At 57.8% G+C, this 25592-nt stretch carries 26 protein-coding genes; 11 read left to right on the top strand and 15 right to left on the bottom strand.

Annotated features, from left to right (window positions below; all coding sequences use genetic code 11):
• Positions 1–2: 2 nt before the first annotated feature.
• Genes ACJU26_RS11200 through ACJU26_RS11185 form a run of 4 tightly spaced genes read right to left on the bottom strand, consistent with a single transcriptional unit; the run spans position 3 to position 5685 of the window.
• Positions 3–2819, bottom strand: a complete 2817-nt coding sequence (locus ACJU26_RS11200) for a valine--tRNA ligase (RefSeq protein WP_414039730.1) — start codon at positions 2817–2819, stop codon at positions 3–5.
• Positions 2820–2828: 9 nt separating this feature from the next.
• A complete protein-coding gene (locus tag ACJU26_RS11195) occupies positions 2829–3731 on the bottom strand; it encodes a hypothetical protein (RefSeq protein ID WP_414039729.1) in 903 nt (300 codons plus the stop codon).
• A gap of 17 nt (positions 3732–3748) precedes the next feature.
• Complete coding sequence (locus tag ACJU26_RS11190; RefSeq protein ID WP_414039728.1) at positions 3749–4174, bottom strand: DNA polymerase III subunit chi; 426 nt, start codon at positions 4172–4174, stop codon at positions 3749–3751.
• Positions 4175–4185: 11 nt separating this feature from the next.
• Positions 4186–5685: a leucyl aminopeptidase gene (locus ACJU26_RS11185; RefSeq protein WP_414039727.1), complete on the bottom strand. Its 1500-nt coding sequence runs from the start codon at positions 5683–5685 to the stop codon at positions 4186–4188.
• A 109-nt stretch (positions 5686–5794) separates the two neighbouring features.
• Here ACJU26_RS11185 and lptF point away from each other — a divergent pair, with 109 nt between their 5' ends.
• Together lptF and lptG are read left to right on the top strand one after the other, a co-directional pair.
• Complete coding sequence (lptF, locus tag ACJU26_RS11180) at positions 5795–6916, top strand: LPS export ABC transporter permease LptF (RefSeq protein WP_414039726.1); 1122 nt, start codon at positions 5795–5797, stop codon at positions 6914–6916.
• Positions 6913–7986, top strand: a complete 1074-nt coding sequence (gene lptG, locus ACJU26_RS11175; RefSeq protein ID WP_414039725.1) for an LPS export ABC transporter permease LptG — start codon at positions 6913–6915, stop codon at positions 7984–7986. The genes lptF and lptG overlap by 4 nt, the downstream gene beginning before the upstream one ends.
• 30 nt (positions 7987–8016) lie before the next feature.
• On the opposite strand, the gene ACJU26_RS11170 is transcribed toward lptG, so the two are convergent.
• From ACJU26_RS11170 to ACJU26_RS11140, 7 genes are all read right to left on the bottom strand, one after another.
• Entirely contained in the window at positions 8017–8352 is a 336-nt protein-coding gene (locus ACJU26_RS11170) for a hypothetical protein (RefSeq protein ID WP_414039724.1), read from the bottom strand.
• Between the two features lie 27 nt (positions 8353–8379).
• Complete coding sequence (locus ACJU26_RS11165; RefSeq protein ID WP_414039723.1) at positions 8380–9072, bottom strand: glutathione S-transferase N-terminal domain-containing protein; 693 nt, start codon at positions 9070–9072, stop codon at positions 8380–8382.
• Positions 9069–9536, bottom strand: coding sequence for an EVE domain-containing protein (locus tag ACJU26_RS11160; RefSeq protein WP_414039722.1), 468 nt, complete (start codon positions 9534–9536; stop codon positions 9069–9071). The genes ACJU26_RS11165 and ACJU26_RS11160 overlap by 4 nt, the downstream gene beginning before the upstream one ends.
• Before the next feature lie 4 nt (positions 9537–9540).
• Complete coding sequence (gene cyaY, locus ACJU26_RS11155) at positions 9541–9855, bottom strand: iron donor protein CyaY (protein WP_414039721.1); 315 nt, start codon at positions 9853–9855, stop codon at positions 9541–9543.
• 85 nt (positions 9856–9940) lie between these two features.
• On the bottom strand, positions 9941–11749 hold the full coding sequence (recQ, locus tag ACJU26_RS11150) for a DNA helicase RecQ (protein ID WP_414039720.1): 1809 nt from the start codon (positions 11747–11749) through the stop codon (positions 9941–9943).
• A gap of 80 nt (positions 11750–11829) precedes the next feature.
• Positions 11830–12672 carry a symmetrical bis(5'-nucleosyl)-tetraphosphatase gene (locus ACJU26_RS11145; protein WP_414039719.1) on the bottom strand — a complete coding sequence of 281 codons (843 nt, stop codon included), beginning with the start codon at positions 12670–12672 and terminating at the stop codon, positions 11830–11832.
• A 4-nt stretch (positions 12673–12676) separates the two neighbouring features.
• Positions 12677–13024 carry a DsrE family protein gene (locus ACJU26_RS11140; RefSeq protein WP_414039718.1) on the bottom strand — a complete coding sequence of 116 codons (348 nt, stop codon included), beginning with the start codon at positions 13022–13024 and terminating at the stop codon, positions 12677–12679.
• Between the two features lie 260 nt (positions 13025–13284).
• On the opposite strand from ACJU26_RS11140, the gene ACJU26_RS11135 reads away from it, so the two are divergent.
• The 3 genes from ACJU26_RS11135 (at position 13285) to rpsT (ending at position 15485) form a co-directional block, all read left to right on the top strand.
• Entirely contained in the window at positions 13285–14085 is an 801-nt protein-coding gene (locus ACJU26_RS11135; RefSeq protein ID WP_414039717.1) for an ABC transporter permease subunit, read from the top strand.
• Between the two features lie 35 nt (positions 14086–14120).
• Positions 14121–15119, top strand: coding sequence for an ABC transporter ATP-binding protein (locus ACJU26_RS11130; protein WP_414039716.1), 999 nt, complete (start codon positions 14121–14123; stop codon positions 15117–15119).
• An 87-nt stretch (positions 15120–15206) separates the two neighbouring features.
• A complete protein-coding gene (rpsT, locus tag ACJU26_RS11125; protein ID WP_414039715.1) occupies positions 15207–15485 on the top strand; it encodes a 30S ribosomal protein S20 in 279 nt (92 codons plus the stop codon).
• Positions 15486–15603: 118 nt separating this feature from the next.
• On the opposite strand, the gene ACJU26_RS11120 is transcribed toward rpsT, so the two are convergent.
• Positions 15604–17586, bottom strand: a complete 1983-nt coding sequence (locus tag ACJU26_RS11120) for a UvrD-helicase domain-containing protein (protein ID WP_414039714.1) — start codon at positions 17584–17586, stop codon at positions 15604–15606.
• Positions 17587–17616: 30 nt separating this feature from the next.
• Complete coding sequence (gene lgt / locus ACJU26_RS11115; protein WP_414039713.1) at positions 17617–18456, bottom strand: prolipoprotein diacylglyceryl transferase; 840 nt, start codon at positions 18454–18456, stop codon at positions 17617–17619.
• A 157-nt stretch (positions 18457–18613) separates the two neighbouring features.
• Here lgt and ACJU26_RS11110 point away from each other — a divergent pair, with 157 nt between their 5' ends.
• The 6 genes from ACJU26_RS11110 (at position 18614) to ACJU26_RS11085 (ending at position 23682) form a co-directional block, all read left to right on the top strand.
• Complete coding sequence (locus ACJU26_RS11110; RefSeq protein WP_414039712.1) at positions 18614–19864, top strand: NAD(P)/FAD-dependent oxidoreductase; 1251 nt, start codon at positions 18614–18616, stop codon at positions 19862–19864.
• Between the two features lie 209 nt (positions 19865–20073).
• Positions 20074–20274 carry a sulfur carrier protein ThiS gene (gene thiS, locus ACJU26_RS11105; RefSeq protein WP_414039711.1) on the top strand — a complete coding sequence of 67 codons (201 nt, stop codon included), beginning with the start codon at positions 20074–20076 and terminating at the stop codon, positions 20272–20274.
• A 42-nt stretch (positions 20275–20316) separates the two neighbouring features.
• The gene (locus ACJU26_RS11100) at positions 20317–21099 is read left to right on the top strand and encodes a thiazole synthase (RefSeq protein WP_414041973.1); all 783 of its coding nucleotides are present in this window, start codon (positions 20317–20319) and stop codon (positions 21097–21099) included.
• Entirely contained in the window at positions 21080–21670 is a 591-nt protein-coding gene (locus ACJU26_RS11095; protein WP_414039710.1) for a hypothetical protein, read from the top strand. The genes ACJU26_RS11100 and ACJU26_RS11095 overlap by 20 nt, the downstream gene beginning before the upstream one ends.
• 6 nt (positions 21671–21676) lie before the next feature.
• On the top strand, positions 21677–23065 hold the full coding sequence (mpl, locus tag ACJU26_RS11090; RefSeq protein WP_414039709.1) for a UDP-N-acetylmuramate:L-alanyl-gamma-D-glutamyl-meso-diaminopimelate ligase: 1389 nt from the start codon (positions 21677–21679) through the stop codon (positions 23063–23065).
• On the top strand, positions 23062–23682 hold the full coding sequence (locus ACJU26_RS11085) for a flavin prenyltransferase UbiX (protein ID WP_414039708.1): 621 nt from the start codon (positions 23062–23064) through the stop codon (positions 23680–23682). Before mpl ends, ACJU26_RS11085 begins: the two co-directional genes overlap by 4 nt.
• On the opposite strand, the gene ACJU26_RS11080 is transcribed toward ACJU26_RS11085, so the two are convergent.
• Both ACJU26_RS11080 and ACJU26_RS11075 read right to left on the bottom strand, forming a co-directional pair.
• Positions 23615–24466 carry an ABC transporter ATP-binding protein gene (locus ACJU26_RS11080; protein ID WP_414039707.1) on the bottom strand — a complete coding sequence of 284 codons (852 nt, stop codon included), beginning with the start codon at positions 24464–24466 and terminating at the stop codon, positions 23615–23617. The two genes, ACJU26_RS11085 and ACJU26_RS11080, sit on opposite strands and share 68 nt — an antisense overlap.
• Positions 24466–25572 carry an MlaE family ABC transporter permease gene (locus ACJU26_RS11075; protein ID WP_414039706.1) on the bottom strand — a complete coding sequence of 369 codons (1107 nt, stop codon included), beginning with the start codon at positions 25570–25572 and terminating at the stop codon, positions 24466–24468. Before ACJU26_RS11075 ends, ACJU26_RS11080 begins: the two co-directional genes overlap by 1 nt.
• Positions 25573–25592 lie beyond the last annotated feature (20 nt).

The following is a 25592-nucleotide window of genomic DNA, read 5'->3' as shown; positions in this document are numbered from 1 at the left end:
TTTCACAGTTGTTTCAGGCGGTCCGCCTGTTCGGTCAGGTGCTGCAGGGCGGTTTCGATTTCCCGGAGGCGGTCTTCCTCCTTGGCGACGACCTCGGCCGGGGCGCGACTGCGAAAACTTTCCTGCCCCAGCTTGGCCAGGGTCTTGTTGCGATCAGCCTCCAGACGTTGCTGTTCCTTGCCCAGGCGGGCCTGCTCTGCGCCCACGTCGATGACGCCCGCCAGGGGTACGAGAATTTTGAGATCTCCCAGCAACTGCAAGGCGGCTGGCGGCGCTTCCGCACTGTCCGCCAACCAATCCAGGCTGCCCAAGCGGGCCATGGCAAAAAGCCAGGGATGATAGTCTTCGGTACGACGCCGATCCTCGGCATCCCCACCTTGCAGCAGAACCGGCAGCAATTTGCCGGGAGGTATGTCCATTTCGCCACGTACCGAGCGTACGGCACGGATGACCTGGATCAGCCATTCCGTATCGGCATCCGCCTCGGGATCGACGCGCTGCAGGTCAGCCACCGGGTAGGGCGCCAGGGCAATGCTGCTGCCGCTTTTGTCGAGCATGGGGGCAATGTGTTGCCAGAGTGCTTCGGTAATGAACGGCATCACCGGATGCAGCAGGCGTAATCCTGCTTCCAGCACCCGCAACAGGGTATTGCGGGTACCACATTGCTGGGCGGCCGTGAAAGCGCTGTCGGCGCGCAACACGGGCTTGCACAGTTCGATGTACCAGTCGCAGTAGTCGTTCCAGAAAAACTGATAAAGGGCATGGGCCGCATCGGCAAAACGGTACTGGTCAATGGCGCTGTTTACAGCGGCTTCGCAATGCTGCAGTCGGCCGATGATCCAGCGCTCCGGGGCCATCAAGCTTTGTTCGCCCTGGAGTAATTCGGTTTCCGGTACCTGCATCATGGCAAAGCGTGAGGCATTCCAGAGCTTGTTGCAGAAATTGCGGTTACCTTCGACGCGCTTCAGGTCAAATTTGATGTCCCGACCCTGGGTGGCCAGTGCCGTAAAGGTAAAACGCAGGGCATCGGTCCCAAAGGCAGGAATGCCCCCGGCAAAGTCCTTGCGGGTGGATTTTTCGATTTTGGCGGCCATTTGTGGTTGCATCAGCCCCTGGGTACGCTTGCTGACCAGATTTTCCAGGCTGATGCCGTCGATCAGATCAATGGGATCCAGCACATTACCCTTGGACTTGCTCATTTTCTGGCCTTCGGCATCGCGTACCAGGCCATGGATATACACTTCCCGGAAAGGCACCTCATCCATGAAGCGCAGACCCATCATGATCATGCGCGCCACCCAGAAAAAAATGATGTCGAAGCCGGTGACCAGCACGCTGCCCGGATAAAAACGGGCCAGATCCGGGGTTTTTTCCGGCCATCCCAGGGTCGTAAATGGCCACAGGGCCGAACTGAACCAGGTATCCAGTACATCCGGATCGCGTTCCAGCATCACCGGCATGCCGTAATGGCGGCTCGCCTGGCTCTGGGCCTCGTCTTCATGGCGGGCCACAAAAATCTTCCCATCCGGGCCATACCAGGCCGGAATCTGATGACCCCACCAGAGCTGCCGGGAAATACACCAGTCTTCGATGCGATGCATCCAGTCAAAGTAGGTTTTGTTCCAGTTTTCGGGGACAAAACGAATACGGCCTTCTTCCACGGCCTTGATGGCGGGCTCAGCCAGCGGCGCTACCCGCACGTACCACTGGTCGGTCAGGTAAGGCTCGATGACCGCCTGGGAACGATCGCCTCGAGGTACCATCAGTTTATGGGCGTCGGTTTTGACCAGCAGACCATCGGTTTCCAGCAGGGCTATGATCTGTTTGCGGGCAGCATAGCGGTCCAGGCCCCGCAATGATTCAGGAATGGTTTCGGCAATGTCGGCGTCGGCAAACACTTCCAAGTGGTCCCGGATACGGGCGTCCGGGGTGAACACATTCAGCAGCGGCAAATGATGGCGCTGACCCACCTGATAGTCATTGAAATCATGGGCTGGGGTTATTTTGACGCAGCCCGAGCCAAATTCGGGGTCCACATAATCGTCGGCAATAATGGGAATCTCGCGGCCGATGATGGGCAGCCGCAGGGTCTTGCCGACCAGGGATGCGTAACGCGGATCGTCGGGATGGACGGCAACGGCGGCATCACCCAGCAAAGTCTCCGGGCGGGTAGTGGCGACCACCAGGGAACCACTGCCATCACTGAGTGGATAGCGGATGTGCCAGAGAAAACCGTCTTCTTCCTCGCTGAGGACTTCCAGATCGGAAACCGCTGTGCGCAGGACCGGATCCCAGTTGACCAGACGTTTGCCGCGATAGATCAGGCCCTCATCATGGAGTTGGACAAAAACTTCGGTGACCGCCTGGGAGAGACCGCTGTCGAGGGTGAAGCGTTCCCGTGTCCAGTCACAGGAAGCGCCCAGGCGGCGCATCTGCCGGGTAATATGACCACCTGAGCTATGCCGCCACTCCCAGACTTTTTCCAGAAAAGCGCTGCGGCCCATCTGATGACGGTCGCCACCGGCGCGGATGATCTGGCGTTCCACCAGCATTTGTGTGGCGATTCCGGCATGGTCCGTGCCGGGCTGCCAGAGAGTTTCATCGCCACGCATCCGGTGGACCCGGATGAGAATATCCATGAGGGTATCCTGAAATGCATGGCCCATATGCAGGGTGCCGGTGACGTTGGGCGGCGGCAACATGATGCAATAAGGCTGCGCGCCGGGGCGGGGCTGAAATACACCCAGTTCTTCCCAGCGTTGGTAACAGGTGGCTTCAATTTCGGCGGGGGCAAAGGGACGGTCTAAATGGTCAGTCATGAGCCTTCATCAGTCAGCTTCGTTGGGAATGATTTGTTCCAGGCCATCATGCAGAACGCGCTGGAGGATTTCTGGAAGAGCTTGACGCATTTCCTGGGCAACGCTTTCACGCAGCTTGATGCCTTCGAGGGCCAGGGTACGCATCATGGTGAGGCTAACCTGTTCTTTCCAGACGGTTTGCAGATGCTGGATCATTTTTTCTTCCAGTTCATTCATGACCCGTCTTTCAATTTCCTGAAACAATAGCTGCTCGAAATCCTTGAGAAAATCAAGGTCGGAAGCGGGTTTCTCCAGGACCGGTTCCTGAGCGTCATGCTCCGTTGCATGGGGTACTTCAACAGGCTCTTGAACAGGGCTGTCGAGCTCTGGAAGAGCAGATTCCACAGGCTTTTTTTCTGGCTCAGTGGCAATGGGGTCAGGTGCAGGTTTTAGCCTGTCGCTGACAATGCCGGAAACTGGAGCCTCCCGGGCAGAAGTTATTTTTTCGTCCGACGGGGTTTCATTTCGCGAGGCCGTAAATTGACCGAGCCCTTCACGCATGCGTGCAAGAGCTGCCTCCAGGTCATTGTCTTCAAAGTCCTTCTGTACTTTGCTGGCTGAAGGTGTTTCGGCATCCTGCAGGTATGCCCCGCTTTGGGCATGTTGAGGAGTGGCTGCGGTATTCATGGCAAGCGTTGAAGGCGTCTGAGCTTCTTCCCATTGCGCCGAGAACGCCCTTTCGGTGGGGAATACTTTCTTGTCCAGATGGTCTTCAGATGACTTGCTTGGAGATTTTGCGGATTCCATGGGTTCTTCATGACGCCAAAGAGGGGGAGGCAATCCTTCCCTTATCATATTGGTGAGCAGCAGGGGGGCGTCTTCGTTTTCTTCCAGAGCTTCTTCGAACACGGGTTCCTTACGGTTATGCTTCATGGCGATTTCTTCTCCGCTCAGGCTTCCAGGGCGTGTACTTGCAAAGTGTATCCAAGGCCTTTTAACCGCTTATAACGTTCTCTTGCCTGATCTCTGGCATCGGATGCGACTGGAATAAAATCCACCAGTCTTTCCGATCTGGGTAACGCTGCAGGCAGCTCATGCAGATTGCAAAGCACCGTAACTTTACAAAAATCCGGCCAAGGATCTTGGTGGTATATCCGAACAGGATTGCCAACCCCCAATCCATGGGGAATGAAAGCATCCGCCTGGAAAGTCCAGAGCATGCTGTCCACGCTCTGGGCCGTTTCCAGATTGTCACAAAGAATATCTGCTTCCCCGGCAACTTGCCAGACCTTGTTGATAACGCGACAGACGGCACGTAACTGCTCTTGCGGCGTCAACAGGGTCGCGGGCAAATCATAGAAGGAAGCCGTCGGCAATCTGCACCTCTTCAGGCGACCTGACGCGCTCGGTGGAGGAGATACTCCACCAGCAAGGAGACAGGACGTCCGGTAGCCCCTTTGTTCTCACCACTTTTCCAGGCGACTCCGGCAATGTCCAGATGTGCCCAACGGTAATTCTCGGTGAAACGCGAGAGGAAACAGGCGGCGGTTATGGTGCCGGCAGGTCTGCCACCGACGTTGGAAAGATCGGCAAAAGAGCTTTTCAGTTGTTCCTGGTATTCCTCATAAAGGGGCAATTCCCAGGCCCGATCCATACTTTCCTTGCCCGCACGAATCAGGTCCTGGACCAGGCCCTCGTTATTTCCCATAACCGCGGCAGTCTGATGCCCCAGGGCAATGACGCAGGCGCCGGTCAGGGTGGCCATGTCAATGACCACATCGGGTTCAAAGCGTTCTACATAGGTGAGGGCATCGGCGAGAATCAGGCGGCCTTCGGCATCGGTATTGATGATCTCCACCGTCAGGCCTTTCATGCTCTTGTGGATATCTCCGGGTTTGGTGGCCCGGCCGTCGGGCAGGTTTTCCGAGGCGGGAACCACCGTGATGATGTTCAGGGGCAGTTTCAGTTCGGCAGCGGACTGAATGGCGGCCAGGGCGGCAGCACCTCCGCACATGTCGTACTTCATCTCATCCATTTTGTCTGCCGGTTTCAGGGAAATACCGCCGGCGTCAAAAGTCAGTCCCTTACCTACAAACACGATGGGAGCCTGTTCCTCCGAACCTCCCCAGTATTCCAGAATGATGAGACGGGGCTCCTGCCGGGATCCCTGGGCGACCCCCAGTAACAGCCGCATGCCCAAGGCTTCCATGGCATCGGGCCCCAAAATGGTACTTTTGATGCCGGTCCGTTGTGCCATGTTTTGGGCCTGATCGGCAAGCCAGGTGGGCGTGCAGATATTGCCAGGTTCGTTGGCCAGATCTTTTGCCCAGGCAACGGCTCGGGCAGTGGCTTGGGCCTCCGCGCAAGCCTGTTTGACAGCTGCTTCCTCTTCGGCGCCTCCCGATACGTTGAGATGCAGATGGGTCAGGCTACGTTGAGGTTTTTCCGAAGGTTCCTTGTGATGGTCAAACTGATAATCGCTGTCCATCACGGTTTGCACCAGAATTTTACCGAGGGCAGCTGGAGAGCGACGGATCACCGGGGTGTCCAGCAGATAAAAACTGGCCTGGGCAATTTGTGCCTGACGCAGGGCCTTGCTTGCTCCCTGAATGGCTTTGCGGAATTGGCTGTCGCTGATCTTGCCATGCACACCCAGGCCGAGCACCATCACGCGTTGGGTGGCCAGGCCTGGGAGCTGATAAAGTATTTGCGTGTCTCCACACTGGCCGGCGAAGTCCCCAGTGGCCAGAAAAGACTGGATGGCACCATCACTGGCGGCATCTACGAGGGTTGCCGCCGGACTCAGAATGCCTTGTTCATAGACACCGACGACAAGGCAATCCAGGTTGTCGCTGCGGGGATTGTGGGCATGTGTGGCTATCTCCACGGTAAATCTCCTGATAATCTGTAGGTGAGGAAAATATCATGAACGAAAGCGTACAAAGTAAGCCCCAAAGCTGTCACGAATCAAGTGATGGTTTGCAAGAGAAACTCTTATGACCCGCATCCGCTGGCAAATCATCCGCAATGTTACGGTCACCTTTCTGCTGACCTGCATGGTCATACTCGCCATTCTGGCCATTGGTCAGTTGACCCAGCTTTTGAAACAGGTGGCCTCAGGGCAGTTGCCCCTGCCGATCGTGCTGCAACTGTTGGGGCTGGCTTTGCCGACCCTCCTGGTGACCGTCTTGCCCCTCGCCTTCTTTTTTGCGGTGTACCTGGTCTTCAATAATCTGTATCGTTCCAATGAAATGGTCGCCATTCGCAGCACGGGCACGGGGCTGACCGGATTGTTACCGGGGGTGGCGGTCGTCGTGGGCGTGGTGTTTTGCCTGGAGTTGGTCCTGTCTTTATCTTGGGCGCCTGCCGCCCAACGCACACTCCAGGCAGAATCGGAACGGCTGGCCAATGCCGCGGCCGAAGCCATGTTGCAGCCCGGTAGTTTTACGTCTTTGCCAGGGGGACGGGTGATTTACGTGGGTTCGGCCATTGGCAAAAATACCCACCGCTATCATGAAATCTTTCTTTCCATGGCCCACGGCAAACAATCGGATATGGCTTCGGCAGCCTATGGAGAAATCATTCCGGGTAATGATGGCGGGCTCAGTCTGGTGTTGATTGATGGTCAACGTTATCTGGGACAGCCGGGTCAGGATGGTTTCAAGGTGCTGTCTTTTGCCCGCTATCGGGTGATGCTGGGGAATGCTGTTGCCAGTAACAATCAGGCTGGCGGGATCAACTGGGGGAGTGCTTCCTTATCGACCTTGCTGAATCATCTGCATGACTTGGACCGGCGCTACGCGGTGACCGAGCTGCAATGGCGACTGATATGGCCTATTGCCTTGCCACTGTTGGCGTTACTGGCCATCCCGCTGGCCTACAGTGAGCCACGTGGCGGAGGCAGGGCAGCCGGCATGTTGCTCGGTGTTCTTTTTTTGCTGGCCATCAACAACATCCTGATTTATGTCAAAGAGCACATGATGGCCGGGAAAATGCCGCTGTATCCCGGTTTTTTCTGGGTGGTCCTGTTTATCGGGATGCTGTCTTTTTATACCTTCTGGCGCAGGAATCGGGATCTTGGGATGTTACCGGCATGGTTCAGACAGGGGGTGTCATGAAACGCGCCGATCGGTTGCTTTTTGTGGGCTTGCTGGCCTATAGCGGAGTGGTTCTGGTGTTATTGTTGGCGCTGGTGTATGTCGCTCAACTCATTGCCAAATCCTCGGGTCCCGGACATGGCGTCTGGAACATGGCGCGACTCATGCAATATGCGGCCCTGCAACTGCCGGATGTCGCCTATGATGTCATCCCGCTGGCCTTGCTGTTGGGTACCCTGATATGGATGAGCATTCTCAGTGGGCATTCCGAGGTGATCGCCTTGCGGATGTCCGGCTGGTCCTTGTGGCGTCTGGAACAACCCCTGCTACTGGTGGGGTTGCTCGGAGCCCTGCTCATGTTTGTCCTGGGTGAGTGGGTGATTCCCGTGACAGCGCCAGCAGCCGAAGCCATGTGGGCCAATGCCAGTCAGCCCGGTGCCGGGTTCCACAATATGGGGGATCAGGGGCTCTGGTTACGACAGAAGCACCAGTTGATCCAGGTCGGGGCGGTGGGAAATGATGGAAAGTCGCTCCAGGATGTGCGCATGGTTTCCCTCAGCCCGGGGATGGTGGCGCTGAAAACCCTGACCAGTGCCAGATCTGCTTACTTCGTAGACGGTCACTGGATTCTGCAAGACATTGAAATTTCGTCTATTACTCCGGAAGATCTGCAAATCCGTCATGAACAGAGCCAGCTCTGGAGCATTGATCTCCCACCCTCCACCCTCAGCAGCTTTGCCCATCCCACGCGCACCATGACTTTGCCCACCCTCTGGCGCAACTATCAGAATCTCCAGACGGGGGCGCTCAAAATGAACCGTTTTGCCCTGGCATTTTGGCGGCGGCTGAGTTATCCGTGGGTAGGGCTCATCATGATTCTCCTGGCCGTGCCTTTCGTCACCCGCAATCCCCGGGGCGGTGGGCTGGCCGCGCGGATCATGACCGGATTGATCCTCGGTTTGGGCTTTCATTTCCTGACGGAGATGTCAGGATATATCAGCGTGTCTGGAGGTGTCAGTCCGTCCATAGCCACTATTTTACCGATTGCTTTATTTGCGATGATTGCCTTTTTTCTGCATCGCATGGCATAGCCAAAATAGATGGCCTGTCGCTGAAAAGCGCTATTGCCGTTGCCTGATCAACTCCTGGTCAAAGGCGTTATCCAGTTCCTGGGACAGTTTGAGAACCTTGCGAAACAAGACCGGGTCGGCATCATCGGCCTGGGCGCGCAGGCGCAGACGAGCCAGCCCGTCAAAGCTGTGGGCCCGGTCAACGGGATCGTTCACGGATTGGCACTGGTTTCCCTGATAAATCGCGTTGAGCACTTCTGCGCTCAGGGGATCTTCCAGGGTGTTGTTCTGTGCAGCGTTCAGGGCTGCCGCAGGGCTGGATTCTCCCAGAAAGGGATAGCCCAGATGCTGGTTGAGGAATACTACCAATTCTTCATAAGTCATCATGCACTCCAAACATCACAGGGACAAATATCACAGCGACTGGCTCATGCCATCATTCAACGATAGCTGGCAAGCATCGGCGACACGTTGGAAATAATATTGTAGATCCAGGGGAATGGTCACCCCATCCAGCAATCTGAGCAAATGCAGATCGGCGGTCAGGACGATGTCTATCAGTGACAGATGACCCGTATAGAAGCGCTGACGGGCCAGAATCCTGCCCAGCTCGCGCAAGCGGCCCCGGCTTTCGAGTTGCTGATAAGCGCCGTAACGGTCATTGGCCAGGGCCTCTATGGACTGCTGGAATCGGCGTTCGCACTCGTTCCGATAGAATGCCATGTCTTCTTCATGATGGCTGATTTCAGCGTAGGCAGGCAAAACCGGTGCGATCAATCTTTCCAGCAGCGGCGTCAGGCTGCTCCGCCACTGGCAGAATGCCGTCCACTCGGCTTCGCCAAGGCTTTCAAGCAAAGGGGGAGTTTCCGGATAACGCTGATCCAGCTCTGCCAGTTCGGGCAGCGTGCCTTGTTGTTTGTGGCCATCACCATGAACCAGTACCGGTAGATCCCCATAACCCAGATCAAACGCGGTTTCCTGATCCTGCAAGGCACAGGGATGGTCCTCCCATTGCAAGTCCTTGGCGCTCAGCACCATGCGCAGCATCTGTCCGGGTACAGATGACCAGCGGTGATACAGGTGCATGGCGTTAGCCCGGTCGGTCATGCGTGTTCGGCATTATCAGCGAGCTGCAGAACATGCTGCCACTGGCTTTCGGTGATGGGCAGGATGGACAGGCGGTTGCCTTTGCGCACCAGGGGGCTCTCCGCGAATTCCGGCATATGGCGCAGTCTCTCCAGGGAAATGGATTGCGAAAAACTGCGGCGAAAGGCAACGTCCACCAGATCCCAGCGCGGGTGAAGGAGGCTGGAGTCCGGATCATAATAATGACTTTGCGGATCAAACTGGGTCGGATCAGGGCGCGCTGTGCTGGCCACCGCCGCCACCCCGACAATCCCTGGCACGGCTATCCGGGAGTGATAAATGAAAATGCCATCCCCCAGCTCCATGCTGCGGATGAAATTCCGCGCCTGGTAATTACGGATGCCATCCCAGGGTTCCTGGCCACGGGCTTGCAGGTCTTCCAGGGAAAAAGCCTCGGGTTCTGTTTTCATCAACCAGTAAGCCATGGCTTCAGTCCAGGTTGACCGGTTCGGACAGGCGCCGGCTCAGCAGCCGTCCCAGCGCCGCAGTCAGGGTTTCCCCGCTCTGGCTGTCCACCCATTGGTCATTCCGGGCGGAAAAGCGTGCCGGACCATCACTGCAGGCCAGCCAGATTTGCTGGACGGCTTCCTGACGGTTGATGATGATCTGGCTGTCATCGGGCAGGAGCAGGGTCAGCACGCTATCCACCAGATCGCATTCCACCTCGGGCGCACGCTCTTCGATGCGGGTCAGCAGGTCGGTCAGGGTGTTTTCGACGGCTACGGCAAAGCTTTTTTCATTCATCCCGAATTTCCTCGAATTTGCCCTATGATGGGGCCGGACCCGCTGCAGGGCAAGTTTCCCGAGCGGGTTGCTTATGGTCCCTGCTTCAGGATTGCTCGGCGTGGCGCTGCAATATGGCCAGAAACGAGTCCCCATAAGCCGCCAGTTTCCGTTCCCCCACCCCAGGCACATGGGCCAGACTGTCCAGATTGCGGGGCCGCTGACGCAGCATCTCCATGAGGGTGGCATCATGAAAAATCACATAAGGTGGCACTCCCTGGGCTTGTGCCAGATCCCGACGGTGCTGGCGTAACGCTTCCCAAAGCGGCTTGTCGGCGGCAGGAATTTCCTGGCCCTGTTCCTTTTTTCGAGAAGGGGTGTTTTCATGCTGGCGCAGGGTGAGGGTTTCCTCCCCACGCAAGACTGAACGACTCAAGGGACTCAAGCGCAGGCCTCCATGTCCCTCACTGTCCACTTCCACCAGACCACGCAGCAGCAGATGGCGGAACAAGGCCCGCCAGGCGTTGGCGGACAAGTCCTTGCCAATGCCGAATACGGCGAGTTGATGATGCCCCCATTGCTGGATGCGCGGATCATCCCGGGCCAGCAATACATCCACCAGATATTGCACCCCAAAACGCTGACCGGTGCGATAGACGGCGGACAGCGCTTTTTGGGCGGCGACGGTAGCATCCCAGGTGGCGGGAGGATGCAGGCAGTTATCACAGTTGCCGCAGGGCATGGCCAGGGTCTCGCCAAAATAGCCGAGCAAGGTCTGGCGCCGGCAGGCAATGGTTTCGCATAAAGCGAGCATGGCATCCAGCTTGTGTCCTTCCATTTGCTTGTGTTGCGGGTCGGCTTCCGATTGCTGAATCATCTGCCGCAGTTGCACCACATCCTGGAGGCCATAATACATCCAGGCTTCAGCGGGCAGACCATCGCGCCCGGCACGGCCGGTTTCCTGGTAATAGGCCTCGATGCTTTTAGGCAGGTTCAGATGCGCCACAAAACGGACATTGGGCTTGTCGATGCCCATGCCAAAGGCAATGGTGGCCACCATGATGACCCCTTCATCGCGCTGAAAGCGTTGTTGATGACGGCGGCGTTCCTCGGCCCCCAGGCCGGCATGATAGGGCAGGGCGTCCAGGTGTTCCTCCTGCAACCAGGCGGCGACTTCTTCGACACGTTTGCGCGAGAGACAATAGACAATGCCCGCTTCCCCAGCATGGCGGTCGCGGATGAATCGCAGCAAAGCCTGGCGCGCACCCTGACTGCCGCTGTGAATGTGGTAGCGGATATTGGGTCGATCAAACGACCGGCTGAATATCCGGGCCCGCTGCAATGCCAGGCGCTCGATGATTTCCAGCCGGGTTTTGGGGTCGGCCGTAGCGGTCAGGGCAATGCGCGGAATCGCCGGAAAGCGTTCATGCAACACTTTCAGTTGCAGATATTCCGGGCGGAAATCGTGCCCCCACTGGGACACACAATGGGCTTCATCAATGGCAAACAAATTGATGGGACACTGCTGCAGTAGACGCAGGGTACGCTCCTGCAGCAGGCGTTCCGGGGCAATATAGAGTAAATCCAGTTGGTTCAGGCGCAGCGCTTCCTCTGTGGCACGCACTTCTGCTGGAGAAATGCTGGAATTGAGGGCGGCTGCCGCCACACCCGTCTGACGCAGGGCATTCACCTGATCTTCCATCAATGCAATCAGCGGCGATATCACTACCCCGGTGCCGGGACTCGCGATGGCGGGAATCTGAAAACATAAGGATTTGCCGCCCCCGGTGGGCATCAGGACCAGTGCATCCTGCTGCTGCATGAGGGTGTTGATCACTTCTTGCTGCGGCGTACGAAACTGTTCGTAGCCAAAAGTGTGGCGCAGGATGTCGAGGGGAGATCTGGCGGCTTGCATGTTCGGAGAGGATAGCCGCAAAAGCGGGGAGGGCCAACCACGATCTTGAGTCGGAAGGGAAGCGCCGCAATGGACGGGAATTATTCCTTGACGCCGGGCTTGGCATACATGGGGCAATCGATCTGATGAATTTGTGGGGTTTGCAGATCAATACGGGCAGCACTCAACTGGCGCCCCCAGACGCAGCCGCTGTCCAGAGCCAGCAAGCGTCGCTGTACCAGCAAGCCTTGGGTGGCCCAGTGCCCGCAAATGATGGCGCCCTGGTCTTGTCGCTGGAAATACCAAGTATGCCAGGGAGCATAGGCCGAAGCGATGTCTTTGGGCAGAGTGCTGGGCCAGTTGAACAACCCCTTTGCGGTCACATAGCGGGCCCGGGTGAATACCGCCACGCGGAAGCGCTGGGCCTCATCTTCATTGCGGCAATCTTCCCAGCGATTGGGTGCCGGTGCCGCCCATAACATTTTTAAAAAGCGTTTCCATTGCCGCCCGCTCAGGGCATCCTGCACCTGCTGGGCGTGTCCCGTTGCTGTGGCGATATCCCAGTCGGGATGAATGGCGGCATGGACCATGGTCCAGCCCAGGGTGCTGTCATGGTGAAGCAGGGGCATTTGCCGCAACCAGTCCAGCCAGTCTCCAGCATTTTTATCGCTCAGCAAGCTGCCGAGGGTATCATTTTTTTTAGCGGGAATAATACCCGCCCAGCGTGAAAGGGCATATAAATCATGGTTGCCCAGCACAATTTGCAGGCGATCTTGCCAGTCGAAAAGTTTTTTCAGCAATGGCCGGCTATCTGGACCCCGATTCAGCAGGTCTCCCGCCAGCCACAAGCGGTCTTCCTTGGCATCAAAGTCGATCTTTTTCAGCAGGCCGTTGAAAGGCACAAAACAACCCTGCAGATCGCCCAATGCGTAAATTGCAGTCATGGCTTCAGAGGGTGATGACCTGGTCGGAAATTTTCATCTGGCGAACCAGGGTTTTCATACTGGCAGCCTCTATGTGGGTATTGAGCAGAGATTTTTCCGCCTGATGCAGCCACTCCAGACCTACCACATAGGTCCGGGCACCCAGCTCCTGCAGCTCATGAAGAAGATCTTGCTGGGCTTTTTGTTTGGCGCCGGCCTGTTCATCCCGAAAAGCCAGAGAAATAGCCTCTTGTGTGAGAAAAATGCTGATCTTGACATCATCCGCCAAAGCCGAGGCGGCTATCCGCAGCCCGTGGAGAATGGGATTGCCCTTGGCTTCGGGGTCGGATTTAAGAAGAATGGTCCAGTGCATGTTGATCGACTCTATAGCATATAATTTGCTATGCCATTGTAAAAAATAGTTAGCTTGGGAGCCATAGCTTCCTTTTATTACCCAAGTATAGCATGATTTTGTCCCCGTACGGAGTCGGTATTGTTCATGCTTGACGCTGGCAGGCGAGCACGATATAAGTTTTGTGATCAGGATATATTTATTCGGGAATAACGTGAGACTTTGGTTATCTGTAAGGAATCTGACCGGAGTGTTTATTGCAAAATGGGGATCATGATCGAGTGATATCCGCATATCGCGCTGAAGGTCGACGTGCGGGCCATTCCTGGCTGGGTCAGGTTCTCGCGGCTGGCGTTTTTGTTTTTCTGCTGGCCCCTTTTGCGGCCCTGTTTTTTGCAACGGACTGGGCTGATTTCCACTTTGCACAAGGCGATATGGGTTCCATCCGCACATCGCTGCTTTACAGTTCACTGGCGGTAGTTGTGGCTGTGCTGGCCGGGACCCCTCTGGCCTGGTGGTTGGCGCGTGGACAATGGCGTGGCAAATGGGTCCTCGACGCGCTGCTCATGTTACCCCTGCTGACCCCGCCTCTGGCGTTGGGCATTTTACTGAGCAGTTTTTACGGTCCTTATTCTCCCGTAGGCAGCATCTTCAGTCAGGCGGGCATCTATCTGACCAATACTGCTCCTGCCTTCATCCTCGCCCAGATATATGGCGCCATGCCTTACTATATCATCGCCGCCCGGGCAGCTTTTGAAGGCGTTCCCCGTGAGTTGGAACAGATCAGTCGCACCCTGGGCCGCAACCGTCTGCAGACGTTCTGGCGGGTGACCCTGCCGCTGGCGCGCATTGGTCTCTCGGCAGGAGTGGCACTGGCCTGGGTCCGGGCCATGGGTGAATTTGGTATTGTCTTGATTGTGGCCTATTTCCCTCAGGGTATCCCCGTCAAATTATGGGTGAATCTCGAGGATATTGGTCTCAGCGCTGTTTATCCCCTGTTGTGGATATTTTTTCTGGTTGCTGTACCGCTGCCCCTCTGGATCGGGCTGCGGGCCAGGCGCCAGACCCAGGCCCTATTTTGAGTCAGGCACATGCCGATCTGGACCTGCGTTGTCGGATGACGCAGCCTGTCGCACTGGATCTGCGTTTGCTGATCAGGGGTTTTACGGTGCTGCTGGGCGTTTCCGGGGCGGGCAAGACCTCTTTGCTGCAGGCCATTGCCGGGTTGCTTCCGGCCAGTGTCAGCCCGTTTGGCGATCTCCCTGTGGAACAGCGACCGGTCGGCTATCTCCCCCAAGGCTACGCGCTTTTTCCCCATTTGCGCGCCTGGGAAAACGTGGCTTTTCCCTTGCCTCGTTCAGCCCAGCGCCGGGCCGAAGCCTTGGCATTACTGCAGCGGGTGGGGCTGAAAGAGCTGGCAGAGCGTTTTCCCTCGGAATTATCCGGCGGCCAGAAACAACGGATAGCCCTGGCTCGGGCTTTGGCGCGAAAACCCCAATTGTTGTTGCTGGATGAACCGACTTCAGCCCTGGATATGGCCACGAGGGACGAGGTCCTGGATGAACTGATCCGGGAGGTGCATCTCTTCGGGATTCCCGTGTTGGCGGTCAGTCACGATCCCCATCTGGCGATGCTCGCCGATCACATGGCTATTTTGCGTGATGGCACCATTGTGCAGGAGGGCGCTCCCGCCGAAGTATTTGCCCGACCACAACACCGGACTACGGCGCGGCTGCTGGGTTTTCGCAATTTTTTGTCAGGCCGGGTTGAAGCTCAGGAAAACACCCTCCTGCGGGTTGCTGGTGCTGGTTGGCAATTGCAGGTGGAATCGCCGTCAGGTTTGCCAGTGGGAACCCCGGTGCAATTGACTTGGCGCGCCGAAGACGGCTTATTGGCAGCAGGAGCCGCGCAGCCTTGTCCCAATCGCCTGTTGGTCCGGGTGCGGGCCTGTCGCGCTGAAGGCCTGTCCATGCGGCTTTACCTGGAAGGGCCCGCCCCCCTGGAAATGCTGCTGCCTCTGCAGCGGGCCGAAGCAGCGCAGATCATCCCGGGAAGCTCCCTGAAAGTCTGTATACAGCCTAGCCATGTGCAGGTAATGATGGCAGAATGCCCATAATTCATTGACAGTGCTGTAAGAAAGGGTAGAATTCGCAGTTTGAAATTTCTGCATTGGTCTGCAATACACATACACGGAGAGTAAAACTTGGCGAATACAGCACAGGCGCGCAAGCGCGTTCTACAAAATGAAAAGCATCGCTTGCACAATGCCAGCATGCGTTCACGTCTGCGTACCTACGTGAAAAAGGTACTCAAGGCGGTGCATGACGGCAATCAGGATGAAGCCCGCGTTGCGCTGCGCACGGCTGAATCGGTTATCGACAAGTCTGCCGGGAAAGGGGTCGTGCATCGCAATGCCGCTTCCCGCACCAAGAGCCGCCTTTCCGCACGAGTCAAGGCCATGGGCAACATCGCCGCGCACTGATCAGACAGCGCTGATCGGCTTCAAGCAAGGGGCTATCCGGTTTTGGATAGCCCTTGCGTTGGCCTGAAAACGGTGGCCAAGGTCGCATAAACAGCCCTGCCACCCGCCGCTTTAAAGCTCATTGTTTCCCCAACATAGCGCGCAAGCGCGCAAAGGCCGTGGCCGGGTCCATTTCCGGCTCTTCGCTCTGCTCACCCTGCCAGTCCAGATGTTCCTTGGGAATTTCCTGCAAAAAGCGGGAGGCCTTGGGGTTCACGTCCTGCCCATAACGCCGCCTTTTGCGGCAGCGGCTCAAGATCAGCCGAAAGCGGGCGCGGGTCATGCCCACATAAAACAGGCGCCGCTCCTCGGCAATTTGTTCGGGAGTTTCGCTGTTCCGATGGGGGAGTAATTCCTCTTCGGCTCCCACCAGAAATACCTGGTTGAACTCCAGGCCCTTGGCGGCATGGAGGGTGGACAGGCGCAGCACGTCCCGATCATCGTCTTCCTCCCGCTCCAGTACATTGAAGAGCATCAGGCGATTGAGGATTTCCAGCAGCGTTTGCGGGCCATCTTCCTGCTCCTGCAGGCGCTTTATCCAGATCAGCAACTCCTGGATGTTTTCCCAGCGCCGGGATGCCTCCTTTTCATCCCCTTCATTGTGCAGGTGCTGCAAATAGCCGATTTCATCGGGCAGGCGGTGCAGGGCCGGGAGCATTTCGGCTTTGTGCAGTTCATCGGCCTTCAGGTTGATCCATCCGGCAAAGCTGCGCAGGGCGTTTCGGCCTTTATCCGGGATATCCAGCCCTGCTTCCCATACCGCCGCGAACAGTGACAGATTCTGGTTTTTGGCAAACTCCCCAAGCTTTTCCAAGGTGCTGCTGCCGATGCCCCGGCGCGGCGTATTCACCGCCCGCAAAAAGGCCGGATCATCATCGGGATTGCTCAGCAAACGCAAATAAGCGAGAAAATCCTTGATTTCGCTCCGTTCAAAAAATGACAGACCACCGGATATCTGATAGGGAATACGGGCATTGCGCAAAGCGGCTTCAAAGGGCCGGGACTGATGATTGCTGCGATAGAGAATCGCATAATCGCGATATTCGCCCTGACGCTGGAAGCGGTCGCGGAGAATGGCATTGACCACCTGTTCGGCCTCGTCGCTTTCATCGGCGCAGTCCAATACGCGAATGGCATGACCATCCCCCAGGGTACTCCACAGACGCTTTTCAAAAAGATGGGGGTTTTGCGCAATCACCGCATTGGCCGACTGCAGGATACGGCCGGTAGAGCGATAATTCTGTTCCAGTTTGATGACTTTCAGGGCCGGATAGTCCTGGGCCAGGCGATGCAAATTGTCGGCCGCCGCCCCCCGCCAGGAATAAATGCTCTGGTCATCATCCCCCACGGCAGTCAGATTATGCCGTACCCCCAGCAGGTTGCGGATCAGACGATACTGGGCACCGTTACTGTCCTGATATTCATCCACCAATAAATAGCGAATACGGTCCTGCCAGGCCAGGCGAGCCTCCTCATTTTCCTGGAGCAGACGGGTGGGCAGAAGGATCAGATCATCCAGATCCACGGCGTTGCAGGCGCACAGAGCCCGTTGATAGGGCTTGTAGATGTCCGCCGCTTCCTGCCCCAGACGATCATCGGCCTGGGCTTCCTGGGGCAGGAAGCCATCATTCTTGAAGCGGGAAATGCGTGCCTGAATGGCTTCGGCCAGATCGCTGGGGCCATTGGCATCGCGCAGCAGGTTGCGCACCATGCTCAGGCTGTCCCCCGGATCGATGACGCTGAAATTGTCGCGATAGCCCAGACGGGTAATGTCCCTGCGTAAAATATCCAGACCCAGGCGATGAAAGGTGGACACCATCAGACCTCGACTGTTCTGGCCCTGCAAGGACTGGCTCACCCGGCTTTTCATTTCGCGGGCGGCCTTGTTGGTAAAGGTCACCGCGCAGATATGTTTAGGCGCGACTTGCCGGTCGCGAATCAGATGGACGATTTTCCGGGTGATGACCCGGGTTTTGCCCGATCCGGCCCCGGCCAGTACCAGCAAGGGACCGTGGACATGTTGGACAGCTTCCTGTTGGGGCGCGTTGAGTTCATCTGCCACTGGTTCGCAACTCCCACAAGGATGAAATGCTCAGTGTTCACTGACGGTCTTGGCGCTGGCGGCAGACTCTGCCGTGGAGGGGGATTCGGCAAAACCGCCCTTGTAGGCCCACCAGATAATGACCGGACCGAGAATGATCATGGGCACGGACAAGACTTGGCCCATGGTAAAAGGCCCAAAAACAAAGCCCAACTGAATATCGGGTTGGCGTGCGAATTCCGCGACAAAGCGGAAAATGCCGTAAAACAGCACGAACATCCCGCCAATGGCTCCGGCCGGACGGGGCTTGCGGCTGTAAATGACCAGAATCAGGAAGAGCAGCACGCCTTCCAGCAGAAATTCATAAATCTGCGAAGGCTGACGGGGTTGTGGCCCCCCCGCTGGAAACACCATGGCCCAGGGCAGATGGCTGACGCGTCCAAACAACTGGTCATTGATGAAGTTAGCCAACCGCCCCAGGCCCAGGCCAATGGGCACCGCCGGCGCAATGAAATCCAGGGTTGGCAGGAAACAGTGATCCTTATGGGACTGGGCAAACGCCCAGCAGGCCAGTACCACCCCCAGGAGTCCACCATGAAAAGACATACCGCCATCCCAGATATACAGCATCTTGATGGGCTGACTGAGGTAATAGGGGAGATTGTACCAGATGATATACCCTACACGCCCGCCGAGAATGGCCCCCACCGCCACATAAAATTCCAGATCGACAATCTGCTCCTTGTGCCAATTCCAGTGCGGCATTTTGCCGCGCCGGATCAGCCACAAGGTAGCAATAACGAAACTGATGATTTCCAGCAGCCCATACCAGTGAATGGTGATAGGGCCCAGGGGAAAGCCAACGGTATTGATATCGGGAAAATGCAGCATGGAGATCCTCACAATTTCCCGCAACCATGGCCGAGGCACCGCATTCTGTCAAGCGGCTGTCCTTTTTTATGGGATGGCAATCCTTCAGTTTCTGGAGTGATTCAGGCAGAATCCCTCCATAGGTGACTTTAAGTCTTGAGAAGTGTGACGGGCAGCCATGACCAACCATCCCTCAGTGATCGTATTAGGTGCCGGCATTGTCGGCGTATCCATAGCCCTGCAACTGCAACTGCGTGGACGGCAAACGCTGTTGCTGGATCGCCAGGGGCCGGGAGAGGGGACTTCGTTCGGGAATGCCGGCCTGATTCAACGCGAAGCGGTCATGCCCCATCCTTTCCCCCGCGCCCTGGCGAAGATGCTGAGTTATGCCCGCAACCGTTCCACGGAGGTCTATTATCGCGGTACCATGTTGCCCCGCCTCGCCATTCCTTTCATGCAGTACTGGTACAACTCCCAGCAAGAACGGCATCGCGCCATCGCCCGTCACTATGCCGCCCTCATTATCCACTGCCTGGACGATCATCTGGCCCTGGCTGGCCTCGCCGGGGCGACGGACTTGTTTCGCTCGGGGGGATGGTTGCAGGTGCATACCCATGGGGAATCCCTGGATCATGCCCTGCAGGAAGCCGCTTACAAGGCTGAACAATTCGGCGTGACCTATACTGCCCTGGATACGGCACAGATAGCGCAGATGGAATCTGCCTTGCGGCCTGGACTTGCGGGCGGCATTCACTGGACCCAACCCCTGGCCGTTACCGATCCCCACGCCCTGACCCGCGCCTACCTGAATTATTTCACCCGGCTGGGCGGAGAGTTTCGCACCGGCAATGCGCAAAGTATTCAACGGAACCATGCCGCATGGCGGGTACAGACAGCCCATGGCCCCATCGAAGGGGCGGAGCTGGTCATTGCCCTGGGGGCCTGGTCACCGGATTTGACCCGCGCGCTGGGCTTTCATCCCCCGCTCTTCGTCAAGCGCGGCTATCACATGCATTACAGCCAACCCGCCAACCCCCTCTGTCATGCGGTGCTGGACGCCGATCAGGGCTATATGCTGGCACCCATGCAACGCGGCATCCGACTGACCACGGGTGCCGAGTTCGCCCATCGCGACGCGCCCCGCTCCGCCGTACCCCTGACCCGCGCCGAAGCCCAGGCCCGGCAACTGTTACCCGGTCTCGGCACCCGTCTGGACCCGGAAGCCTGGATGGGCGTGCGCCCCTGCACCCCGGACATGCTCCCCATCATCGGCCCCGCTCCCGGCCAGAAAGGCCTCTGGTACGCCTTCGGCCATTGCCATCAGGGACTCACCCTCGGCCCCACCACCGGCCGCCTGCTCGCCGAAATGATGGGTGGAGAAACGCCGTTTACGGATCCCTTGCCGTACCGTCCCGAACGGTTTGTGTGAGGTTTTATGGCCTTGGCCATGCTTATCCCTATTTCCCATAGGGCTGCATAAGGCCTGTTTTATCAACATCTGATATCGACCCCCGCGCGTCTTGTAGACGGCGACGGCACCAAGACGGGCGCCGATGATGAGAATGACTCCACCCAAGGCATCCATGCCAGCGCTCTGCGGGATTGACGCCCCTGCAGGGAGGTTCTAGCATCGCAGGAATGCAAATACAGGTAAATGGTGCGGCCCGCGAGGTGCCGGAGCAAATCACAGTGCTGGACCTGCTGGCTGAACTGGGCTGGGCAGATCGCCGGGTGGCGGTCGAGCGTAACGGCGAAATCGTCCCGCGCAGTAGCCATGCCCAGGCCGTGGTCGAGGCCGGGGATCGTCTGGAGATCATTCAGGCGGTGGGCGGCGGTTGATGCCGCCTGCCCAGTATCCCATGTTGAGGTGAAAGAATGACGATGCAAAAAGATCCCCTGGTAATCGCGGGACGCGCTTACCAGTCCAGATTGTTGGTAGGTACGGGCAAGTACAAGGATTTTGCCGAAACCCGGGCGGCAGTGGATGCCGCGGGCGCGGAAATCATCACCGTGGCCCTGCGCCGGGTGAATCTGGGCCAGGACAAGGACGCGCCGAATCTGCTGGATGTCTTGCCCCCGGATCGCTTTACCATTCTGCCCAATACGGCGGGTTGTTATACGGCGGAGGATGCGGTGCGTACCTGTCGCCTGGCCCGCGAGCTGGGGGACTGGAAACTGGTCAAGCTGGAAGTCATCGGTGATCCCCAAACCCTCTACCCTGACATGCGGCAAACCTACGAAGCGGCGAAGATACTGATTGCCGAGGGTTTTGAGGTGCTGGTATACAGTGTCGATGATCCGGTAGCCTGCAAGACCTTTGCCGAAATGGGCTGTGTGGCGGTCATGCCCCTGGCTGCGCCCATTGGTTCGGGGCTGGGTATTCGCAACCCCTACAATTTGCGCATCATTCTGGAGCAGGCGACCGTGCCGATTCTGGTGGATGCCGGGGTGGGGACGGCTTCTGATGTGGCGGTGGCCATGGAGTTGGGCTGTGATGGTGTGCTCCTGAATACGGCCATCGCCGCCGCCAAGGATCCCCTGTTGATGGCCGAAGCCATGCGCCTGGGGGTGGATGCCGGACGCAAGGCCTTTCTGGCAGGGCGGATGCCACGCAAGCTCTATGCCAGTGCCAGCAGCCCGGTGGATGGCACCTTCTTTGAGTAGCCACGACGCGTTGGAAATAGCCCGAACTGCCGCCCTGGATCAACGTTACCTGGAGCAAGTCGAAACCCTGGTCATGGGTTCACCTCCGGGGAGCCCCATCCCTGATTACGCTGAAGACTGGGACGAGGCGGAACGTCTGATTGCCCGTCTGGGCGACCAGGGCGTAGGGGTGCGCCTTGAATTCCTGTCCGATGAAAATGGTCAGCGCTGGCATGTGTATATGGACTGGCAGGAAACCATCAGTCACGAGTGGCAGTTGACCGAGGTGGAAGAGGCGACGGCTGCCCGGGCCATTACCCGGGGGGCCTTGGTCTGGTATTTCCAGCAGGAACTGGCCGCTGCCAGCGCCCAGCCCCCCGACGGTTGGGCCTACTTTGAGGTGGTGGAACGTCTGGGCATGGCGCGGGATATGCTCGCCCGATCACTGGATGATCATCCCGTCCTGGCAGAAGAAGAAGCGCTCATGACCCGTTATCAGGAGTTGCTGGAAAAGTTTACGGCCCTGTTTGAACTGGCCAACCAGATGCTCGACCAGCGTTTGGGTGCGCCCTCCCGCAGTACCATGCATTAAACGCCCATGCATATTCACGTCCTCGGGATCTGCGGGACTTTCATGGGCGGCATTGCCCTGCTGGCCCGGGCGGCGGGACATCGGGTAACGGGTTCTGATAGCCATACTTATCCACCCATGAGTGATCTGCTGGCCCGTGAGGGAATTATGGTGCAAGAAGGCTATGACCCCGAGCAGCTCCTTCCTGCGCCGGATCTGGTCATCATCGGTAATGCCCTGTCCCGGGGCAATCCTTGTGTGGAAGCAGTGCTGGACCGGCAAATTCCTTATGATTCCGGTCCAGGCTGGCTGGCGCGGGAGGTGCTGGCCAGCCGTTGGGTACTGGCGGTGGCAGGCACCCATGGCAAAACCACCACCACCTCCATACTGACCTGGATCTTGCAGGAGGCGGGGCTCGATCCGGGTTTCCTGATTGGCGGCGAAGCCCGAAATTTTGGGGTGTCGGCGCGACTCACCGATAGTCCGTTTTTCGTCATCGAAGCCGATGAGTACGATACGGCTTTTTTCGATAAGCGCTCGAAATTCGTGCATTATCATCCACGGACCCTGATCCTGAACAATCTGGAATATGATCATGCCGATATTTTTCCCGATTTGGGAGCCATCATCACCCAGTTTCATCATTTAGTCCGCACCGTGCCCGGAAGCGGGGTGCTGCTGGTCAATGCCGCAGCCCCCGCCTTGCAGCAGGTGCTGGACAAGGGTTGCTGGACGCCGGTGCAGCGATTTGGCGGTGATGGCAGTAGAGATGCTGACTGGCTGGTGCGGCTGGACAGCCCTGACGGCAGGCATTTCAGCATCCTGGAGCAGGATCGGCTGCGGGGCCAGGTCCAGTGGGAAATGGCCGGGGTATTCAATGCCGAAAATGCCTTGGCTGCCTTGCTTGCCGCGTGTCATGCGGGGGTGCCGTTGGATGTGGGTTGCACTGCCCTGGGCCGTTTTCAGGGGGTGCGGCGGCGTCTGGAATTACGCGGTACAGTGGCCGGAGTGGCGGTGTATGATGATTTTGCCCATCATCCGACGGCCATTGCCGCGACCATTGCCGCACTGCGCGGGCGCATGGGTCATTCCGGCCGCCTGATTGCGGTTCTCGAGCCGCGCTCCAATACCATGAAATTGGGGGTGCATCAGCAGACTCTGGCTGCCAGTCTGGAAGGGGCGGATCAGGCTTTGGTGTTTGCCCCTGGGGACATCGGCTGGGACGTGGGTGCGGCCCTGGCGGGGAAGGCCGCGGTGTATGCGGATATGGACGCGCTGCTGCAAGATCTTCTGCGCTTGTTGCAGGTCGGTGATCAGGTGTTGGTGATGAGTAACGGGGCTTTTGCGGGCATTCATGGGCGCTTGTTGGCGGAACTGGCCCGTCGGGGGGCAGGAATGACGGGAGAATCAGCATGAAAGAACGGCGTGCCCAGGACCGGATTTGTGTGGCCATGACCGGGGCGTCGGGGGTAGCCTACGGTATTCGCCTGGTGGAGGTGTTGCTGACGGCCGGCGTGCAGGTTTATCTGCTGATTTCTGATGCGGCGCGGGTGGTCTGCCGGGAGGAGTTGGGCCTGGATTTACCCGAAAAACCCGAGGCTGTGGCCCAGTTTCTGAATGCCCATTTTGGCCTGGAAAAGCCTGGTTTGCTGTCGGTCTATGCGCCCTATGACTGGTATGCGCCGGTGGCTTCGGGTTCCAACGCGCCCCGGGCCATGGTGATTTGTCCCTGTTCGGGAGGAACCCTTGCCGCCATCGCCCATGGCTTGTCCGATAACCTGACCGAGCGGGCAGCCGATGTCATGCTCAAGGAGGGCCGCAAACTGGTGCTGGTGCCCAGAGAAAGCCCGGTGTCCACCATTCATCTGGAAAACATGCTGAGTCTGGCGCGGATGGGGGTGCGCATTTTGCCAGCCAGTCCGGGTTTTTATCATCGTCCCCGGCGCATTGAAGATCTGGTGGATTTTATGGTGGCGCGGGTGCTGGATCAGATCGACGTTGCCAATCAGATCGGTCGGCGTTGGGGAGACTAGGCAGTTCACCCGTGGCCCGCAGGCTGTTCAGTAATCTTTCTCCACGTTCACCATGGAAAAATGCTCGAATATAGGGATGGTCGACCGCCTGAACCTCATTGAGGGATCCCACGGTCAGCACCTGATGATCGGCGAGCACCGCCACCCGGCTGGCAGTGGCGGCCAGACTGTCGAGGTCGTGACTGACCATGACCACCGTAAAGCCAATGTCGGCATGCACCTGCCGGAGCAGGGCGTCAAAATCCGAGGCGGCTATGGGGTCCAGCCCGGAAGTGGGTTCATCCAGCAACAGGATTTCTGCTTCCATGGCGAGCGCCCGCGCCAGCGCCACGCGTTTGGTCATGCCACCGGAGAGTTCTGCCGGAAGTTTCCAGGCATCGTTGGGTTTGAGTCCTACCATCTGTAACTTGAGGGCGACCAGATCATTGATTTCGGCGCGGGTCAGGTGTCCCCACTCGCGCAGGGGGAAGGCGATATTCTCGAAAACCGTCAGGGCGCTGAACAGTGCGCCTTGCTGGAATAGCACCCCCCAACGCTGACGCAGGGCAGTTTGCTCGCGCAGGGTGAGAGTTTGCGGGTTTTTGCCGAGAAAGGTCAACGTGCCTTCGGCAATGGGAACCAGCCCCATCATGGCCCGTAACAAGGTGGTTTTGCCGGTGCCACTGCCACCGACGATGGCGAGAATTTCTCCGCAATTCACTTTGAGATTCAGGTGGCGATGAACCCAGTAGTCCCCGAATCGGGTGCCGATATCATCCATGATGATGGCGTCAGGACGTTCCATCAGGGGATTCCTGTGTTGGCGAATACCAGCGCCAGAATGGCATCGATGAGAATGACCAGGGTGATGGAAGACACCACGGAATTGGTGGTTTCCCGACTCAGACTGGTGGTGTTGGGCTGGACTTTCAGGCCATAAAAGCCGGCAGTCCAAGCAATCAAAATGCCGAATAGGGCGCCTTTGACAATACCCAGCCACAAGTTGAAGCTCGGTACGGCGACAGGCATTTCTTGCAAAAAAAAGTGATAACTGATGCCCAGATTGGCTTTGGCGACCAGCATGGCCCCGAGAATGCCGACCATATCGGTCCACAGAACCAACAGCGGAACGACCAGAGCGAGGGCAATGACCTTGGGAAGCACCAGGCGGCGAACCGGGGGGATGCCAAAGGTGCGCAGGGCATCCAGTTCTTCGGTGACGCGCATGGCACCAATCTGGGCGGTAAAGGCCGAACCCGAACGGCCGGAGAGAATCACCGCCGTGATCAAGGGGCCAAACTCCCGCAAAATGCTCAGACCGGCAATGTTGATGATGTAAATGTTGGCGCCATATTGGGCCAGCGTCGAGGCGGACTGAAAGGAAATGACAATGCCGATCAGAAAGCCGATGAGGGTCAGGATGGGCAGGGAACTTGGGCCGGTGTTGACAATGGTGGCGGAAATTTCCCGCCAGGGAAAACTGCGAGGATGACGCAGGCCACGACCGAACTCCAGGAGCAGCGCTCCCATCAACAGGAAGATACCCCAGAGGTCACGACCGGTTTCCATGAGAAAGGCGCCCAGTGCATCCAGAAACTGGAAGGGATGGCGCGGGGGATGGGACAAGGGCTGCAGATCGGCCAGTCGGGTAAATATTACCCGATGGGTATCACACAACGCCAGCTTTTCGGGGAGTCGATTGCCCCAGACCTGCCAGAGCAGCAGGGCTCCGGCACTATCCAGAGCGTCTATCTTGCGCAAGTCCCAGAGGAAATTGCCTTGCATGTTCTGGAGCATGGCCTGCTGGCTGGCAAAACTACCGCCCAGTCTGCGCAGGGTCCAGCGACCGCTCAGGATAATGGTCTGATCCTCAAGATGCCAGTGAGGTTGTTGGAGGCTTTGCTCAGTCATGCATGATTTCGGACTATGGG

This window comes from Acidithiobacillus sp. M4-SHS-6 (assembly GCF_047421495.1).
Classification (GTDB): domain Bacteria; phylum Pseudomonadota; class Gammaproteobacteria; order Acidithiobacillales; family Acidithiobacillaceae; genus Acidithiobacillus.
This window is presented reverse-complemented; position numbering and strand designations above follow the sequence as displayed.

Coding starts and splice junctions, on each gene's coding strand:
- ACJU26_RS11200 (WP_414039730.1), bottom strand. CDS start 2,819: ATGACTGACCATTTAGACCGTCCCTTTGCCCCCGCCGAAATTGAAGCC.
- ACJU26_RS11195 (WP_414039729.1), bottom strand. CDS start 3,731: ATGAAGCATAACCGTAAGGAACCCGTGTTCGAAGAAGCTCTGGAAGAA.
- lptF (WP_414039726.1), top strand. CDS start 5,795: ATGACCCGCATCCGCTGGCAAATCATCCGCAATGTTACGGTCACCTTT.
- lptG (WP_414039725.1), top strand. CDS start 6,913: ATGAAACGCGCCGATCGGTTGCTTTTTGTGGGCTTGCTGGCCTATAGC.
- ACJU26_RS11170 (WP_414039724.1), bottom strand. CDS start 8,352: ATGATGACTTATGAAGAATTGGTAGTATTCCTCAACCAGCATCTGGGC.
- ACJU26_RS11165 (WP_414039723.1), bottom strand. CDS start 9,072: ATGACCGACCGGGCTAACGCCATGCACCTGTATCACCGCTGGTCATCT.
- ACJU26_RS11160 (WP_414039722.1), bottom strand. CDS start 9,536: ATGGCTTACTGGTTGATGAAAACAGAACCCGAGGCTTTTTCCCTGGAA.
- cyaY (WP_414039721.1), bottom strand. CDS start 9,855: ATGAATGAAAAAAGCTTTGCCGTAGCCGTCGAAAACACCCTGACCGAC.
- recQ (WP_414039720.1), bottom strand. CDS start 11,749: ATGCAAGCCGCCAGATCTCCCCTCGACATCCTGCGCCACACTTTTGGC.
- ACJU26_RS11145 (WP_414039719.1), bottom strand. CDS start 12,672: ATGACTGCAATTTACGCATTGGGCGATCTGCAGGGTTGTTTTGTGCCT.
- ACJU26_RS11140 (WP_414039718.1), bottom strand. CDS start 13,024: ATGCACTGGACCATTCTTCTTAAATCCGACCCCGAAGCCAAGGGCAAT.
- ACJU26_RS11130 (WP_414039716.1), top strand. CDS start 14,121: ATGACGCAGCCTGTCGCACTGGATCTGCGTTTGCTGATCAGGGGTTTT.
- lgt (WP_414039713.1), bottom strand. CDS start 18,456: ATGCTGCATTTTCCCGATATCAATACCGTTGGCTTTCCCCTGGGCCCT.
- ACJU26_RS11110 (WP_414039712.1), top strand. CDS start 18,614: ATGACCAACCATCCCTCAGTGATCGTATTAGGTGCCGGCATTGTCGGC.
- thiS (WP_414039711.1), top strand. CDS start 20,074: ATGCAAATACAGGTAAATGGTGCGGCCCGCGAGGTGCCGGAGCAAATC.
- ACJU26_RS11100 (WP_414041973.1), top strand. CDS start 20,317: ATGCAAAAAGATCCCCTGGTAATCGCGGGACGCGCTTACCAGTCCAGA.
- ACJU26_RS11095 (WP_414039710.1), top strand. CDS start 21,080: ATGGCACCTTCTTTGAGTAGCCACGACGCGTTGGAAATAGCCCGAACT.
- mpl (WP_414039709.1), top strand. CDS start 21,677: ATGCATATTCACGTCCTCGGGATCTGCGGGACTTTCATGGGCGGCATT.
- ACJU26_RS11085 (WP_414039708.1), top strand. CDS start 23,062: ATGAAAGAACGGCGTGCCCAGGACCGGATTTGTGTGGCCATGACCGGG.
- ACJU26_RS11080 (WP_414039707.1), bottom strand. CDS start 24,466: ATGGAACGTCCTGACGCCATCATCATGGATGATATCGGCACCCGATTC.
- ACJU26_RS11075 (WP_414039706.1), bottom strand. CDS start 25,572: ATGACTGAGCAAAGCCTCCAACAACCTCACTGGCATCTTGAGGATCAG.